Origin of the sequence: Streptomyces sp. NPDC020597 (genome assembly GCF_044335095.1) — a bacterium.
Lineage (GTDB): Bacteria > Actinomycetota > Actinomycetes > Streptomycetales > Streptomycetaceae > Streptomyces.
Genome location: NZ_JBIRUL010000015.1, coordinates 134,683 through 150,693 on the forward strand (window position 1 = coordinate 134,683; position 16,011 = coordinate 150,693).

General features: G+C 72.1%; 11 protein-coding genes, 3 tRNA genes and 1 pseudogene. 6 read left to right on the top strand and 9 right to left on the bottom strand.

Going from position 1 to position 16,011, the window contains the following annotated elements; translation table 11 throughout:
* Nucleotides 1-313: 313 nt before the first annotated feature.
* Nucleotides 314-510 (top strand): annotated as a pseudogene (locus ACH4ZA_RS25160) (sulfite exporter TauE/SafE family protein); the annotation flags it as partial.
* A 499-nt stretch (nucleotides 511-1,009) separates the two neighbouring features.
* On the opposite strand, the gene ACH4ZA_RS25165 reads toward ACH4ZA_RS25160, so the two are convergent.
* The 3 genes from ACH4ZA_RS25165 to ACH4ZA_RS25175 form a co-directional block, all read right to left on the bottom strand.
* Nucleotides 1,010-1,083 (bottom strand) — tRNA-Ile (locus tag ACH4ZA_RS25165).
* Between the two features lie 180 nt (nucleotides 1,084-1,263).
* Nucleotides 1,264-1,336: transfer RNA gene (locus ACH4ZA_RS25170), tRNA-Asn, on the bottom strand.
* A 5-nt stretch (nucleotides 1,337-1,341) separates the two neighbouring features.
* A tRNA-Asn gene (locus ACH4ZA_RS25175) sits at nucleotides 1,342-1,414 on the bottom strand.
* 157 nt (nucleotides 1,415-1,571) lie between these two features.
* Between ACH4ZA_RS25175 and ACH4ZA_RS25180 the strand changes: the two genes are divergently transcribed.
* The 4 genes from ACH4ZA_RS25180 (at nucleotide 1,572) to ACH4ZA_RS25195 (ending at nucleotide 7,261) form a co-directional block, all read left to right on the top strand.
* Entirely contained in the window at nucleotides 1,572-1,877 is a 306-nt protein-coding gene (locus tag ACH4ZA_RS25180) for a YtxH domain-containing protein (RefSeq protein ID WP_319277282.1), read from the top strand.
* 104 nt (nucleotides 1,878-1,981) lie between these two features.
* The gene (locus tag ACH4ZA_RS25185; RefSeq protein ID WP_107444080.1) at nucleotides 1,982-3,436 is read left to right on the top strand and encodes an FGGY-family carbohydrate kinase; all 1,455 of its coding nucleotides are present in this window, start codon (nucleotides 1,982-1,984) and stop codon (nucleotides 3,434-3,436) included.
* A 163-nt stretch (nucleotides 3,437-3,599) separates the two neighbouring features.
* Nucleotides 3,600-5,333, top strand: coding sequence for an ABC transporter ATP-binding protein (locus ACH4ZA_RS25190; RefSeq protein ID WP_319277283.1), 1,734 nt, complete (start codon nucleotides 3,600-3,602; stop codon nucleotides 5,331-5,333).
* Nucleotides 5,333-7,261 (top strand): ABC transporter ATP-binding protein, encoded by a 1,929-nt coding sequence (locus ACH4ZA_RS25195; RefSeq protein ID WP_319277285.1) that lies wholly within the window; start codon nucleotides 5,333-5,335, stop codon nucleotides 7,259-7,261. The genes ACH4ZA_RS25190 and ACH4ZA_RS25195 overlap by 1 nt, the downstream gene beginning before the upstream one ends.
* A gap of 144 nt (nucleotides 7,262-7,405) precedes the next feature.
* Here the strand turns inward: ACH4ZA_RS25195 and ACH4ZA_RS25200 are convergent, their stop codons facing one another.
* From ACH4ZA_RS25200 to ACH4ZA_RS25220, 5 genes are all read right to left on the bottom strand, one after another.
* Nucleotides 7,406-8,692, bottom strand: a complete 1,287-nt coding sequence (locus ACH4ZA_RS25200; RefSeq protein WP_398431727.1) for an RNA polymerase sigma factor — start codon at nucleotides 8,690-8,692, stop codon at nucleotides 7,406-7,408.
* 54 nt (nucleotides 8,693-8,746) lie between these two features.
* Entirely contained in the window at nucleotides 8,747-10,645 is a 1,899-nt protein-coding gene (dnaG, locus tag ACH4ZA_RS25205; RefSeq protein ID WP_319277288.1) for a DNA primase, read from the bottom strand.
* Between the two features lie 29 nt (nucleotides 10,646-10,674).
* Nucleotides 10,675-11,940: an FAD-dependent oxidoreductase gene (locus tag ACH4ZA_RS25210; protein WP_319277290.1), complete on the bottom strand. Its 1,266-nt coding sequence runs from the start codon at nucleotides 11,938-11,940 to the stop codon at nucleotides 10,675-10,677.
* Between the two features lie 142 nt (nucleotides 11,941-12,082).
* Nucleotides 12,083-13,366 (bottom strand): deoxyguanosinetriphosphate triphosphohydrolase, encoded by a 1,284-nt coding sequence (locus tag ACH4ZA_RS25215; RefSeq protein ID WP_319277291.1) that lies wholly within the window; start codon nucleotides 13,364-13,366, stop codon nucleotides 12,083-12,085.
* A 110-nt stretch (nucleotides 13,367-13,476) separates the two neighbouring features.
* Complete coding sequence (locus ACH4ZA_RS25220) at nucleotides 13,477-14,256, bottom strand: sirohydrochlorin chelatase (protein WP_398431728.1); 780 nt, start codon at nucleotides 14,254-14,256, stop codon at nucleotides 13,477-13,479.
* Nucleotides 14,257-14,435: 179 nt separating this feature from the next.
* Between ACH4ZA_RS25220 and ACH4ZA_RS25225 the strand changes: the two genes are divergently transcribed.
* Nucleotides 14,436-15,113 (top strand): ElyC/SanA/YdcF family protein, encoded by a 678-nt coding sequence (locus tag ACH4ZA_RS25225; protein WP_319277294.1) that lies wholly within the window; start codon nucleotides 14,436-14,438, stop codon nucleotides 15,111-15,113.
* 99 nt (nucleotides 15,114-15,212) lie between these two features.
* Here ACH4ZA_RS25225 and ACH4ZA_RS25230 read toward each other — a convergent pair whose 3' ends face one another.
* Entirely contained in the window at nucleotides 15,213-15,980 is a 768-nt protein-coding gene (locus ACH4ZA_RS25230; RefSeq protein ID WP_398431729.1) for an enoyl-CoA hydratase-related protein, read from the bottom strand.
* Nucleotides 15,981-16,011: the final 31 nt, after the last annotated feature.

Below are 16,011 nucleotides of genomic sequence, written 5' to 3' on the forward strand. Positions count from 1 at the left end.
CTCGTCGGCTCAGGCCCCGCTGGCCAGCGTCGCGAACGCGTCCCGGAGGGACACGCATACCCGGTTCAAGGACCTTCCCGCCATCTGGGGAGAGGGCCTCGGAGCCATGCGCAGCGGATTTGCCTTCCAACGCGCGGCGATGCAAGGGCAGATGGATCGCTCCCCAAGTAGCGGAGCCGACATTTACCCTCCGTCACCTCAACAACGGCGCCGTACGGGCTGTACCCACGCCCGGGGCCGGCCGGGCACCTCCAAGGTGCCGAGCCCGAGTGGAAGCGGCCCCCGCGCACTTGGGACAGCTCCGCATGTGCGAAGCCTGCTCTCCCTCACTGCCACAGGCGACGTCGCCCCGGATAGCCACTGGGCCTTCCCTGCGGCCTCGGAGGCCTTGCCGGCCGCTACCTCGGCGCCCACCTCCCACCGCTCCTGCCCGAGAGCGCACTTCGGCTCCTGCTGGGCACCCTCGCCACCGGAATCGACACGCTCTACACGGTCCAGATCCTGCGCTGACCACGCACGACTCAGGCCCCGTAGCCACGGCCGGGCCGCCACCGGACACGGTGTTCGCCTCGACCCGGCACCGGCATTCGCAACACGACGCCGAGCGACTGCGGGACCGCAGCCGAGCGACGCATCGCCCAGACCGGACAGTTTTCAGTTCGGGCAGTTTCCATGAGCTCCAGCAGCGAAGAGCGGGAGCCACACTGCGCCGCGCGGTGCCGACCCCCTACCCGCCCTCAGGTGACGCCGGCGCGGCGGACGGAGCGACACCTTCCGTTTCCCTGCGTCCTAGCAGCGTCCCGACTCAAGCGCCCCAGCCACTCACGGAAGCCACCTGCGGCGACTTCTCCGGTTACGCTCCGAGGCATCTGTGCAGGTCAGAGCAGTTCGGACTCTCGCTGGCGACAACGCTGCCGAACCCACGAGCAGCGGATTCAGTCCGTTGAGGCAAAGTTGACGCTCCAGCACCCAAAAATGAACGTTTCCGCAGGTCAGAGACCTGCACAAGTGGGGCGGGTGGGACTCGAACCCACGGCCGACGGATTATGAGTCCGCTGCTCTAACCGGCTGAGCTACCGCCCCATAGCGGCGTGTCGCGTACATGAGTGCGCGCCGTCTGCCGCAGCATAGCCGCTCATACGATCTCACGCTCCGGCTGGTCGGCCTTGCCACCGACCTGGGGACAGCACCCCTGGCCTGCACGGTTCCCGCCGGTGTGACACCACATGAAAAAGGACCCCCACGGGGTCCTCGTTCACGATGCTCCCCCGACTGGACTCGAACCAGTAACCTGCCGGTTAACAGCCGGCTGCTCTGCCAATTGAGCTACAGGGGACCGAGCTCCCCCGACTGGACTCGAACCAGTAACCTGCCGGTTAACAGCCGGCTGCTCTGCCAATTGAGCTACAGGGGAATGCCTCGTCGCATCGAACGTGCCTAGCTGGGTATTCGCCAGGAAGCGCTCGCTCGCTGCGACACATACATTAGCGCAAGCAGGGGGGTGCTCCGCCAATCGGTTCCCCCCGGCGCCGCTGTCGTGCCAGGGACCTACACGAGGGAAGGTGGCCGTCATGCGCTACAAGCTCACGTTCGTCGTCGGGCTGGCTGTCGGTTACGTGCTGGGCACGCGTGCCGGGCGCGAGCGTTACGAGCAGCTGAAGAAGTCGGCGCGGCAGGTCGCCCAGAACCCCGCCGTGCGCAACACCGCCGAGACCGCGGCCCAGCAGGGCCGTCAGTACGCGGGCAAGGCGTATCACGCGGTCAGCGACAAGGTCGGCGAACGGATGCCGGAGTCGGTGGCGGGCCGGGTGCGCTCGCTGCGCGACCGCAGCGTCAACGGCGCGGGCGGCGACGACTGGGGCACGAGCAACACCTGAGGACGCCGCGGCGACGGCGGGCGGCGGTGCCGTTCGGCGGTTCCGCCCGCCTCCGAGGCGACTGACGGCCGCATCCGGGCCCGGCGTGCGGCAGAATTTTCGGCATGGGGATAGTCGCCGGGTTGGACAGTTCGCCCGATTTCACTCGTATCGTCGTCTGCGACGCGGACACCGGAGCCGTGCTCCGGCAGGGATACGCGCCACATCCGGTGGAAGGCGCCGAGGGCGGCGGCCGTCCGTCCGACGTCGATCCGCAGGCCTGGCTGCTGTCCCTGGGCGAGGCCGCGGGCGGGGGCCTGCTCGAAGGCGTGCAGGCCATCGGCGTGTCCGCACAGCAGAACGCGGTCGTACCGCTGGACTCGCAGGGCAACACCGTGCGGCCGGCGATGGTCGGCGGGGACAAACGGGCGCAGGTCGCGGCGGCCGACCTGGTCGACGCCCTCGGCGGACGCGAGGCGTGGGCGCAGGCGGTGGGGTGCGTGCCCCAGGCGGCCCAGCCGGTGACCAAGCTGCGCTGGCTGGCGAAGAGCGAGCCCGACGCCGCCGCGCGGAGCGCCGTGCTGCTGCAGGCGCACGACTGGCTGGTGTGGCAGCTGCTGGGGCGGCCGGTGCGCAGGACCACCGACCGCGGCGGCGCCTCCGGCACCGGGTACTGGTCGGCCGCCACCGGCGGATACCGGCCCGATCTCGTGGAGCTGGCGCTCGGCCACCAGGCGATGCTGCCGGAGGTGATCGGGCCGTCCGACGCGGCCGGCACCACTCCGGAGGGGCTGCTGATCTCCGCCGGGACCGGGGAGACGATGGCGGCGGCGCTGGGGCTCGGGCTGGGGATGGGCGACGCGGTGGTCTCGCTCGGAGCCTCGGGCTCGGTGATGGCGGTGCACCCCGAGGCGCTCGTCGACCAGAGCGGGATGATCACCTCGCTGGCGGACGCGACCGGCATGCACCTGCCCGTCGTCACCACGCTGAACGCCGTACGGACCCTGCGCGGCGCGGCCGAGCTGGTCGGCGCGCCCGACCTGGACGCGCTGTCGGACCTGGCGATGAAGTCGACGCCGGGATCGCACGGGCTGGTGATGCTGCCGTACCTGGAGGGCGAGCGGACGCCGAACCTGCCGCACACCGCCGGAACGCTGGCCGGGCTGCGACGCGAGTCGATGAAGCCGGAGCACTTCGCGCGGGCCGCCTTCGAGGGCATGCTGTGCGGGCTCGCGGACGCGCTGGACGTGCTGCGCGGCCGGGGCGTGGACGTGCGGCGGGTCTTCCTGCTGGGGGCGGCGGCGGAGCTGCCGGCGGTGCAGTCGGCGGCGCCCGCGCTGTTCGGGGCGCAGGTCGTGGTGCCGCAGCCGGCCGACTACGCGGCGATCGGGGCGGCCCGGCAGGCCGCATGGGCGCTCGGGGCCTCGCAGGGCACACTCGACCCCCGGACGCCGCCCGCCTGGCAGGGAGCGGCGGCGCAGGTCCTGGACCCGGGCGAGGACCTGGCCGTGGGGCAGGCGGTGCGCCAGCAGTTCGTGTCGGTGCGGGAGCAGACCCATCCCGGAGCATTCCGGGCTTGAGGGTGCAGATGGGGCATATCGGACGTTCGGGGGCCGGAAAAGCACTGCTGTCGGCTTAATCGGTTGAGGTAACACGGGTGGGGTGTCGGACGATAGGGGCCAGGGGCAACCAATGCCCTCCCGGCTACCCGATGCCCCTCCCGCCGACTCCGAGAGACGTAGCGTGCTCATACGACTTCTGCGGACCTATCTCAGGCCCTACAGGAAACCCATCGCTCTTCTGGTGCTGCTGCAGCTCCTGCAGACCTGCGCCACCCTCTACCTGCCCACCCTGAACGCGCACATCATCGACAACGGCGTCGTCGAGGGTGACACCGGTTACATCCTGACGTCCGGCGGCGTGATGATCGCCGTCTCGCTGGCGCAGGTCGTGTGCAACATCGGCGCCGTGTACTACGGCGCCAGGACCGCCGCCGCCCTCGGCCGGGACGTGCGGGCGGCCGTCTTCGACCGGGTGCAGTCCTTCTCCGCCCGGGAGGTCGGCCAGTTCGGCGCGCCCTCGCTGATCACCCGGACGACCAACGACGTCCAGCAGATCCAGATGCTGGCCCTGATGACGTTCACGCTGATGGTGTCGGCGCCCATCATGTGCGTGGGCGGCATCGTGCTGGCGCTCGGCCTGGACGTGCCGCTGTCCGCGGTGCTCGTCGCCGTCGTGCCGACCCTCGGCATCTGCGTGACGCTGATCGTGCGCCGGCTGCGGCCGCTGTTCCGGTCCATGCAGGTGAAGCTGGACACCGTGAACCGGGTGCTGCGCGAGCAGATCACCGGCAACCGGGTCATCCGCGCGTTCGTGCGGGACGAGTACGAGCAGCAGCGGTTCCGGGAGGCCAACGCCGATCTCACCGGCGTCTCGCTGAAGACCGGCAACATGCTGGCGCTGATGTTCCCGGTGGTCATGACCACGGTGAACCTGTCGTCGATCGCGGTGGTGTGGTTCGGCGCGCACCGGATCGACAGCGGCGGGATGCAGATCGGCGACCTGACCGCGTTCCTCGCCTACCTCATGCAGATCGTCATGTCCGTGATGATGGCCACCTTCATGTTCATGCAGGTGCCGCGTGCGGAGGTGTGCGCCGAGCGCATCCAGGAGGTGCTGGACACCTCGTCGTCCGTGGTCCCGCCGGTGGCTCCCGTCACCGAGCTGCGACGGCACGGGCACCTGGAGGTCCGGGGGGCCGGGTTCCGCTATCCCGGCGCCGAGGAGCCCGTCCTGAAGTCCATCGACCTGGTGGCCCGCCCCGGTGAGACGACGGCCGTGATCGGCTCGACCGGCAGCGGCAAGTCCACGCTGCTCGGGCTGGTGCCCCGGCTGTTCGACGCCACCGAGGGGGACGTGCTCGTCGACGGGGTGGCCGTGGACGAGGTCGACCCGGTGCTGCTGGCGAGGACCGTCGGTCTCGTGCCGCAGAAGCCGTATCTGTTCGCGGGCACCGTCGCCAGCAATCTGCGGTACGGCAACCCGGACGCCACCGACGAGGAACTGTGGCACGCGCTGGAGGTGGCGCAGGCCAAGGACTTCGTCAGCAAGCTGGAGAACGGCCTCGACTCCCCCATCGCGCAGGGCGGGACGAACGTCTCCGGCGGTCAGCGCCAGCGGCTGGCGATCGCCCGCACGCTCGTGCAGCGGCCGGAGATCTACCTGTTCGACGACTCCTTCTCGGCCCTCGACTACGCCACCGACGCGGCGCTGCGGGCGGCGCTCGGGCGGGAGACCGCCGAGGCGACCGTGGTGATCGTCGCCCAGCGGGTGGCGACCATCCGCGACGCCGACCGGATCATCGTCCTCGACGAGGGCCGGGTCGTCGGCACGGGCACCCACCGCGAGCTGATGGCGGACAACGAGACCTACCGGGAGATCGTGCTCTCCCAGCTCACGGAAGCGGAGGCTGCCTGATGGCCGGGCCCATGGGGCGCATGATGGCCGGCGGAGGTCCCGAGAACCGCTCGCTGGACTTCAAGGTGTCCGGCAGGCGGCTGCTCGCCCAGTTCAAGCCGGAACGGCTCACGCTCTACGCGATGCTGGTCTGCGTCGTGCTGAGCGTCGGGCTCAACGTGGTCGGGCCGAAGATCCTCGGCCGGGCCACCGACCTCGTCTTCGCGGGCATCGTCGGCCGGGAGATGCCGGCCGGTGCGACCAAGGAGCAGGTCCTCGACTCGATGCGGGAGCGCGGGGACGACGGTGTCGCCGACATGCTCAGGAGCACCGACTTCACGCCCGGCAAGGGCATCGACTTCGGCGCGGTGGGCGAGGTGCTGCTGGCCGCGGTCGGGGTGTTCCTGGTCGCCGGGCTGATGATGGCCGTGGCGACGCGCCTGGTCAACAGGACCGTCAACCGCACGATGTTCCGGATGCGCGAGGACGTGCAGACGAAGCTGTCGCGGCTGCCGCTGTCGTACTTCGACAAGCGCCAGCGCGGCGAGGTGCTGTCCCGCGCGACCAACGACATCGACAACATCGGGCAGACGCTCCAGCAGTCGATGGGGCAGCTCATCAACTCGCTGCTGACGATCATCGGCGTGCTGGCGATGATGTTCTGGGTGTCGTGGCTGCTGGCACTGGTGGCCCTGGTCACCGTGCCGCTGTCGGCGGTCGTGGCCACCCGTGTGGGCAAGCGCTCGCAGCCGCACTTCGTGCAGCAGTGGCGCTCCACCGGCAAGCTCAACGCGCACATCGAGGAGATGTACACCGGTCACACCCTGGTGAAGGTGTTCGGCCGTCAGCAGCAGTCCGCCGAGCAGTTCGCCGAGCAGAACGAGGCGCTGTACGAGGCCGGGTTCAAGGCGCAGTTCAACAGCGGTGTCATGCAGCCGCTGATGATGTTCGTGTCGAACCTCAACTACGTCCTGGTGGCCGTGGTCGGCGGGCTGCGCGTCGCGTCGGGTTCGCTGTCCATCGGCGACGTGCAGGCCTTCATCCAGTACTCCCGCCAGTTCTCGATGCCGCTGACGCAGGTCGCGTCGATGGCGAACCTGGTGCAGTCGGGCGTCGCCTCGGCCGAGCGGGTCTTCGAGATCCTGGACGCCGAGGAGCAGGAGGCGGACCCGGTGGCCGCCGAGCGGCCCGCGGAGCTGCGCGGACGGGTGGCGCTGGAGGGCGTGTCCTTCCGCTACGACCCGCAGAAGCCGCTGATCGAGGACCTGTCGCTGGCGGTGGAGCCCGGCCACACGGTCGCCATCGTCGGCCCCACGGGCGCCGGCAAGACGACGCTGGTGAACCTGCTGATGCGGTTCTACGACGTCTCCGGCGGACGCATCACCCTCGACGGCGTCGACATAGCGCGGATGTCGCGTGACGAACTGCGGGCTGGGATCGGCATGGTGCTGCAGGACACCTGGCTGTTCGGCGGCACCATCGCGGAGAACATCGCGTACGGCGCGTCGCGGGAGGTCACCCGGGGCGAGATCGAGGAGGCGGCGCGGGCCGCGCACGCCGACCGGTTCGTCCGCACGCTGCCCGACGGCTACGACACCGTGATCGACGACGAGGGCAGCGGGGTCAGCGCGGGCGAGAAGCAGCTCATCACCATCGCGCGGGCGTTCCTGTCCGACCCGACGATCCTGGTGCTCGACGAGGCCACCAGCTCCGTCGACACCCGTACGGAGGTGCTGATCCAGAAGGCGATGGCGAAGCTGGCCCACGGCCGCACGTCGTTCGTCATCGCGCACCGGCTGTCGACCATCCGGGACGCGGACACGATCCTGGTGATGGAGAACGGCTCGATCGTGGAGCAGGGCGCGCACGGCGACCTGCTGGCGGCGGACGGGGCCTACGCCCGGCTGTACAAGGCGCAGTTCGCGCAGGCCGTGGCGGAGGTCGACTGACCGGGGACGGCTGGCAGGGGGGCGGACGGCCGGGTGCGGATGGCCGGCCGGCCGCCGTGCCGTGGGGGCCGCCCGCGTCGGGTGACGGCGAGCGGCCCCGCCCGGTCCGCGGGCCCCGTTCTTCCGGGCGCCCGGTCCGCGGGCTCAGTCCAGGTAGCCCCTGAGCTGGTCCGCGAAGGCGTGGTCGCGCAGCTTGTTGAGGGTCTTCGACTCGATCTGCCGTATCCGCTCGCGGGTCACGCCGAAGATGCGGCCGATCTCCTCCAGGGTGCGCGGGCGGCCGTCGGCCAGTCCGTACCGTAACTGGACGACCTTGCGCTCGCGTTCGCCGAGCGTGGAGAGCACGGCCTCCAGGTGCTCGCGCAGCAGCAGGAAGGCCGCCGACTCCACGGGGCTGGCCGCGTCGCCGTCCTCGATGAGGTCGCCGAGGGCGACGTCGTCCTCCTCGCCCACCGGGGCGTGCAGGGAGACGGGCTCCTGGGCGAGCCGCAGGACCTCTCCCACGCGCTCCGGCAGCAGGTCGAGCTGGGCGGCCACCTCCTCCGCGGTGGGCTCGTAGCCGCGTTCCTGGAGCATCCGGCGCTGGACGCGGACGACCCGGTTGATGAGCTCGACGACATGGACCGGGACGCGGATGGTGCGGGCCTGGTCGGCGAGCGCGCGGGACATCGCCTGCCGGATCCACCAGGTGGCGTACGTGGAGAACTTGTAGCCGCGGGCGTAGTCGAACTTCTCGACCGCCCTGATCAGGCCGAGGTTGCCCTCCTGGACGAGGTCGAGCATGGTGAGACCGCGGCCGACGTACCGCTTGGCGACGGACACCACGAGCCGCAGGTTGGACTCGATGAGGCGGCGCTTGGCCATCCGGCCCATGACGACGAGCCGGTCGAGGTCGAGGGCGAGTTCGCCGGCCAGGTCGGCCGACCCGGCCAGTTTCTCCTCGGCGAACAGGCCGGCCTCCACGCGGCGGGCCAGGTCCACCTCCTCGGCCGCGGTGAGCAGCGGGATGCGGCCGATCTCCCGCAGGTACTGGCGGAACAGGTCGGAGGACGGGCCGGCGCTCTCGGTGACGCGGGCGCGGCGAGGGGCCTCCGCGGCGTCGGGCTCGGCGCCCTCCGCGAGCGCCTCGGGCGGCGGGTCCGCCGCCTCGGGGCCGGTGTCGGGGTCGGGTTCCGCCGCGGCGTCGGTTCTCGTCTCCGGGTGGTGCGCGGCACGGTTCTGCGGCGGGACCGCGACCAGGACGTCGGACTCGGCGTCCGGATCCATGCCGTCGGGGGCGCTTTCGGCGGTGCTGTCGGTCGGGGTGAGGGTCCGGGTCTGGGTCTGCACGGGGGCGACCTCCAGGATGATCGCTGCTGAGGTGAGCGGCGGCGGTTCCGGGGGGCCGCTCCGAGGACTCAGGCACCGGACCCAGTGTGGCGTACGGCACATCCTCGCCACGAGGGGCGTGCGGTGACTTTTTGAGTCCGGACCGTGACGTGCAGTTCAGAGGGCGTCGGGGCCGTGCACCTTCAGCGCCTGGTCGTACTGCTGGAGGACCCACAGCTCGTTCTTTGCGGCGGCCAGCTGCGCCGGGTCGCCGCCCGCCTCCAGCCGTTTGACGGTGATCTGGATCTCCTGGACGCGGCGCTCGACGGCGCGGCGGCGCACCTGCACCAGGACGTTGCCCGCGTACACCTCGTCGACCGTGCGGCGCATGATCGGCTCGACGGCGAGCTCGGTGACCATCGCGCGGACGGCGTCGTCGGGGGCCGTGTCACGGACGCGGACCAAGTACTCCGAGCCGTCCTGGACGCCGAGCTCCGCGCCGCCCGCGTCGAGGACGGCCTGGCGGACGGCGGCGTAGGGCGCGGCGGTGAACTCGTCGGCCCCGTACGCGTCGAAGGCCGGGGAGACCAGCTCCGGGCGCTGCAGGGCGAGCTTGAGCAGCTCGCGTTCCGTGGCGTAGACGGGGTTGCGCAGGGTGAGGGCCGGGCCCGAGGCCTGGCGGGGGGAGGCCTCGAACTGCTGGGGGCCTCGGCCGGCCGGCGCGGGACCCTTGCCGCCCCGGTCGCGGGCCCAACGGGCCAGCTGGGCGACCCGCTTGACGACGAACTGGGTGTCCAGGATGCCGAGCATGCCGGCGAGCTGGACGGCGACCTCGTGCTGTGCGCCGCTGTTCTTGATGCGGGCGACGATGGGCGCGGCCTCGTCGAGGGCGGCGGCGCGGCCCGCCGGGGTGTCGAGGTCGTAGCGGACGACGATCTGGCGGAGGGCGAACTCGAAGAGCGGGGTGCGGGGCCGGACCAGGTCGGCGACCGCCTCGTCGCCCTTGGCGAGGCGCAGGTCGCAGGGGTCCATGCCGTCGGGGGCGATGGCGATGTACGTCTCGGCGGCGAACTTCTGGTCGTCCTCGAAGGCGCGCAGGGCCGCCTTCTGTCCGGCCGCGTCGCCGTCGAAGGTGAAGATCACACGGGCGCTGCCATTGTCCATCAGCAGCCGGCGCAGGATCTTGATGTGGTCGCCGCCGAAGGCCGTGCCGCACGTCGCGATGGCGGTGGTGACGCCGGCCAGGTGGCAGGCCATGACGTCGGTGTAGCCCTCGACGACGACGGCGCGGCTGGACTTGGCGATGTCCTTCTTCGCGAGGTCGATGCCGTAGAGGACCTGGGACTTCCGGTAGATCGCGGTGTCGGGCGTGTTGAGGTACTTGGGCCCGTTGTCCGCCTCGTAGAGCTTGCGCGCGCCGAAGCCGACGACCTCGCCGCCGATGTCGCGGATGGGCCACATCAGACGGCCCCGGAAGCGGTCGATGGGCCCGCGGCGGCCCTCCTGGGCGAGCCCGGACAGGAGCAGCTCCTTGTCGGTGAAGCCCTTGCCGCGCAGGAAGCGGGTGAGGTGGTCCCAGCCCTGGGGGCTGTAGCCGACGCCGAAGTGGACGGCGGCGGCCTGGTCGAATCCGCGTTCGGCGAGGAAGAGCCGGCCGGTGTCGGCCTCCGGGCTGAGGGCGAGCTGTTCCGCGTACCACTCGGCGGCGATCTTGTGGGCCTCGACCAGGCGGATGCGTTCGCCCCGCTGGTGGGCGGGGTTGTAGCCGCCCTCCTCGTAACGCAGGGTGATGCCGGCCTGGGCGGCGAGCCGCTCGACGGCCTCGGAGAAGGTGAGGTGGTCGACCTTCATCACGAACGTGATGGTGTCGCCGCCCTCCTGGCAGCCGAAGCAGTGGAAGAGCCCCTTGCTCGGGCTGACCTGGAAGGACGGCGACTTCTCGTCGTGGAACGGGCAGAGGCCTTTGAGGTTGCCGCCGCCCGCGTTGCGCAGCTGGAGGTACTCGGACACCACGGCGTCGATCGGGACCGCGTCCCGAACAGCCTTCACGTCCTCGTCGTTGATCCGTCCTGCCACGTGGTGATTCTACGGGGGCGCACCGACACTCACGGGAGGAGACCGTCCAGGGGGACGTGGGGGTCGGCCAGTGCCTGCGTGTCCACCGGGGACCGGGAGGCGATCAGTTTCTGGATGGGCTCCGTGACGTCCCACACGTTGACGTTCATCCCGGCCAGCACCCGGCCCGACTTCACCCAGAACGCGATGAACTCGCGTTTCGCCGCGTCGCCGCGGATCACGACCTCGTCGTAGGCGCCCGGCGGCGCCCAGCCGCTGTACTCCATGCCCAGGTCGTACTGGTCGGAGAAGAAGTACGGCACGCGGTCGTAGGAGACGTCCTTGCCGAGCATCGCGCGGGCGGCCGCCGGGCCGCCGTTCAGGGCGTTCGCCCAGTGCTCGACGCGCAGCCGGGTGTCGAACAGGCCGTGCGGGAAGGACGCGACGTCGCCGGCGGCGTAGATGTCGGGGTCCGAGGTGCGCAGCGTCGCGTCCACGGCGACGCCGCCGCCGTGGGCGCGGTCGGCCATCTCCAGGCCGGCCGCCTCGGCGAGGGCCGTCCGCGGGGCCGCGCCGATCGCCGCGAGGACGTCGTGCGCCGGGTGCTCCTGGCCGTCGTCGGTGCGGGCGGCGAGGACCATGCCGTCCTGTCCGACGATCTCGGTGAGCCGGGCGCCGAAGTGGAAACGCACGCCGTGCTCGCGGTGCAGGTCAGCGAAGACGCTCCCGAGCTCGGGGCCGAGGACCCCGTGCAGCGGCGTCGGCTCGGGTTCCACGACGGTGACCTCGGCGCCGTACTCGCGGGCCGCCGCCGCGATCTCCAGCCCGATCCAGCCGCCGCCGGCGATCACGATGTGGCCGTTGTCGCGGCCGAGGGCCGCGAGGACGCCCTTGAGGCGCTCGGCGTGCGCGAGGCGGCGCAGATGGTGCACGCCGGCCAGGTCGGTGCCGGGGATGTCCAGACGGCGGGGTTCGGCGCCGGTCGCCAGCAGCAGCTTGTCGTAGTGGGCGAGCGTGCCGTCGTCGCCGAAGCGGACCGTCTTCGCGGTGCGGTCGATCGCGTCGACGGTCTGGCCGAGGTGCAGCTCGATGTCGTTCTGCGCGTACCAGGCGGGCTCGTGCACGAAGACGCTCTCGCGCGGCTCCTTGCCGAGCAGATAGCCCTTGGAGAGCGGCGGCCGCTCGTAGGGGTGGTCGCGTTCGTCGCAGATCAGTATCACGCGGCCGGTGAAGCCCTCCGCTCGCAGCGTCTCGGCCGCCTTCGCGCCGGCCAGGCCTCCTCCGACGATGACGAATGTCTGATCCGCGTCGACCACGTGATGCCTCCTCGTTGAACGTGCCGCCATATGCGAGCGTCCCGCACGCAGCGTGATGGGGGAAGGGGGACGTGCCCGATCACGGCACGCCGTGGCGCGTTCCGGCCCGTTTGGGCGCACGGGGCGGACGGGGCGCTCCCGGTCAGCGTCTGGTGTGCGTCGTCAGCCGGCGGTGGAGCGAGCGGGCGGAGGCGTCGGTGAGGGACGCGATCTGGTCGACGACGACGCGTTTGCGGGCGCGGTCGTCGGGGGCCCGGTCGAACAGCGCGCGGAACTGGGGGTCGAGGCCGTCGGGGGCGCGGGCGGTGAGGGCCTCGGCGAGTTCGCCGATGACGACGCGCTGGTCGGCGCGCAGGCGTTCCTGCTCGGCGCGCTGCATGACGTACCGGTCGGCGACGGCCTTGAGGACCGCGCACTCCAGGCGGGTCTCGTGCGGGACGACGAGTTCGGCGCCGTAGCGCGTGAGGCGGCCGGCGTGGTGCCGCGCGCGCGTGGCGCCCTCGGCGGCGAGACAGAAGCGGCCGATGAGCTGGCTGGTGGCGTCCTTGAGGCGGGCCTGGGCCACCGCCGTGCCGTCGTAGCCGTGCGGCCACCACTCCTGGTCCTGGAGGCGGTCGAGGGCGGCGGCGAGCTCGGCCGGGTCGGTGCCGGCGGGCACGTAGCGGCCGACGGCGACCCGGAAGATCTCCTGGCGTTCCGGTTCGGCGTGCAGGCAGTTGGGGTCGATGTGGCCCGCGTGCAGGCCGTCCTCCACGTCGTGGACGGAGTACGCCACGTCGTCGGCCCAGTCCATGACCTGGGCCTCGAAGCATGTGCGCGTGCCGGGGGCCTCCTGGCGGACCCAGTCGAAGACGGGACGGTCGTCGTCGTAGACGCCGAACTTGGGCGAGCCGGCGTCGGTGGGGTGGCCGCCCCGCGGCCAGGGGTACTTGGTGGCGGCGTCGAGGGTGGCCCGGGTGAGGTTGAGGCCCACGGAGCCGTCCTCCGTGAAGCGCTTGGGCTCGATCCTGGTCAGCAGGCGCAGCGACTGGGCGTTGCCCTCGAAGCCGCCGCAGTCCCGCGCGAAGTCGTTGAGGGCCTGTTCGCCGTTGTGGCCGAAGGGCGGATGGCCGAGGTCGTGGGAGAGGCAGGCCGCCTCGACCAGGTCCGGGTCGCAGCCGAGGGCCGCTCCGAGCTCCCGGCCGACCTGGGCGCACTCGAGGGAGTGGGTGAGGCGGGTGCGCGGCGTCGCGTCCCACTCGGGGGTGCGCTCTCCGGGGGTGACGACCTGCGTCTTGGCCGCGAGCCTTCTGAGCGCCGACGAGTGCAGGACGCGCGCGCGGTCGCGCTGGAAGGCGGTACGGCCGGGGCGTTTGTCGGGCTCGGGGGCCCAGCGGGCGACTGACGTCGGGTCATAGGCGGTGTCGGGGTGTGCGGTGCCTTCCATGATTCGACAGTAAGCGGCGGGAGTGACAATCGGGGCGCTACTCGCCTGCCGGGTTCCGTGGGGGGCGTGTTCGTGTCGTCCGCGGCGGGCCGTGTGCGTGCGCGCGCACGTCAGGCCGCGTCGCTCCTGCCGTCGGCCGCCAGGGCCCGGTCGTAGCGGTGGAGCAGGAGGTCCGCCATCAGGGGGTGGACGCCCAGCGGGGCCGCGGCGATCCACGGGGCCGCCTGTGCGGCCTCCGTCGCGAAGCGTCCGGGGGCCGTGAAGCAGGAGGCCATCGCCACCCGGTCGCGCCCTCGCGCCGCCAGGGCGCGCACCGCCGTCGCCACCGTCGGGGCCGAAGCCGACGCGTAGGCGGGCACCACCGGCACGCCCAGGCGTTCGGCGAGCAGCCGTGCCGTGCGGCGCGTGTCGGTCGCCGCGTCGGGGTCGCGGGAGCCGGCCGCCGCCAGCACGACCGCGCTCGACCGCCGCTCCCGCTCGGTCTCCGGCGCGCGCCAGCCGGCCTCGGTCAGGCGCGCGTGCAGGGTCTCGGCCAGCAGCGGGTGCGGTCCCAGCGGCGCGGCCACGCGCGTGCGTACCCGGGCGCGAGCCGCCGTCTCGGGGATGTCGCGCTTGACGTGGTGGCCCCGGGCGAGGAGGAGCGGGACGAGGACGGCGTCCGTCGTGCCGTGCGCGTCGAGACCGGCCAGGGTGTCCGTGAGCAGGGGCTCGTTCAGCTCGATGTGCCCGAGGTGGACCGCGAGGCCGGGGCGCTCGGCCCGGACGACGTCCAGGAGCGCGCGGACGGTGCTCAGGGCGCGCGGGTCACGGCTGCCGTGGGCGACGACGACCAGCGCGGGCGGGCCGGACCGCCGGCGGCCGTCGAGGTGGACGAGACGTGGCTGGCTCATGCGTCCATCCTGCCCGGCCGAGGTTGCACCCCCGTTGCCTGACCGTCACGACTGTTTTCCGGGGGTTCACCGAGGGGGCCGGGCGGATGTGAGGTGCGGGACACACCGCGGGAGGGCGAACCGGATCACCGCCGGGCGCGTCTTTCCCGGCCGAAGGGGAGTTCGACCAGGGGGATCTCATGGACGTCCGTCGACCGCGGCTGCCGCGCACCCGCGCCGGGCGGCGCCGGCTGGTGCAGGCCGTGATGGCCGGGTGCGTGCTGGCGCTGCTGCCGTCCACCTGGCTGTACGTGTCCACGTCCGACCGGATCGGCACGACGGCGAAGGCGCCGCGCCGCGAGGTCGCCGTGGTGTTCGGGGCGGGGCTGTGGGACGGCGAGCCGTCGCCGTACCTCGCGCACCGGCTGGACGCGGCGGCGAAGCTGTACCGGGCCGGCCGCATCGAGGTGGTTCTCGTGACGGGCGACAACAGCCGCGAGGACTACGACGAGCCCGACGCGATGCGCGCCTATCTGACGAGGCACGGCGTGCCGGACCGGCGGATCGTCAGCGACTACGCCGGGTTCGACACCTGGGACTCGTGCGTGCGCGCCAAGAAGATCTTCGGCGTCGACGAGGCCGTGCTGATCAGCCAGGACTTCCACATCCGGCGGGCGGTCGCCCTGTGCGAGGCGGCGGGCGTCGACTCCTACGGCGTGGGCGTCGCCGCCACGCACGACGTCACCTGGCTCTACGGGGGCGCCCGGGAGCTCCTGGCGGCCGGCAAGGCGGCCCTGGACGCGGTGTTCGAGCCGGATCCGCGGTTCCTCGGGCCGAAGGAGCAGGGGGTGGCACGGGCGTCGGCGGCGGCCAGGTGAGACGCCGGGGGCGGGCGCCGGGCGCGAGGTGCGCTCCCCACGCCCCCCGTACCCGCCGCGCGCCCCCCTGTCTCGTCGTGACCGCCGCGCGGGGCAGCGTCAGCGTCCGGTGAAGCGCGGCGGGCGCTTCTCGAGGAACGCGGCCATCCCCTCCTTCTGGTCGTCCGTCGCGAACAGGGCGTGGAAGACGCGGCGTTCGTAGCGGATGCCGTCCCGCAGGCCGGTCTCCAGGGCCCGGTCCACGCACTCGCGGGCCGCCCGCACCGCCGCGGCGCCGTACGAGGCGACGGCCGCCGCCGCCTCCCACGCCTCGGGCAGGACCCGCTCGTCGGGGACCACGCGGGAGACCAGGCCCGCGCGTTCCGCCTCGCGGGCGTCCATCGTGCGGCCGGTGAGAACCAGGTCCATCGCCTTGGCGCGGCCGACCAGGCGGGTCAGTCGCTGGGTGCCGCCGATGCCCGGGATCACCCCCAGTTTGATCTCCGGCTGCCCGAAGACCGCGGACTCCCCCGCGATCACCAGGTCGCACATCATCGCCAGTTCGCAGCCGCCGCCGAGGGCGACGCCGTGCACCGCGGCGATCCGCGGGGTGCGCAGGTCCGCGAAGTCCTCCCAGGCGGAGAAGTAGTCCTCCCGCGCCATCTCCACGGCCGACTTCCCCGCCATCTCCCTGATGTCGGCGCCGGCCGCGAAGGCCCGCTCGGAGCCGGTGACGACGACGCATCCGACGGAGTCGTCCGCGTCCAACGGGCGCAGGACGTGCAGGAGTTCGGCCAGCAGTTCGGCGTTCAGCGCGTTGAGGACGTGCGGTCGGTGCAGACGGACCGTCACGACCGCGCCCGCCCGTTCCAGCTTCAGGTTGTCCATAGTGCTGCCTTCCTCTCCCCCTCTCGGGGCG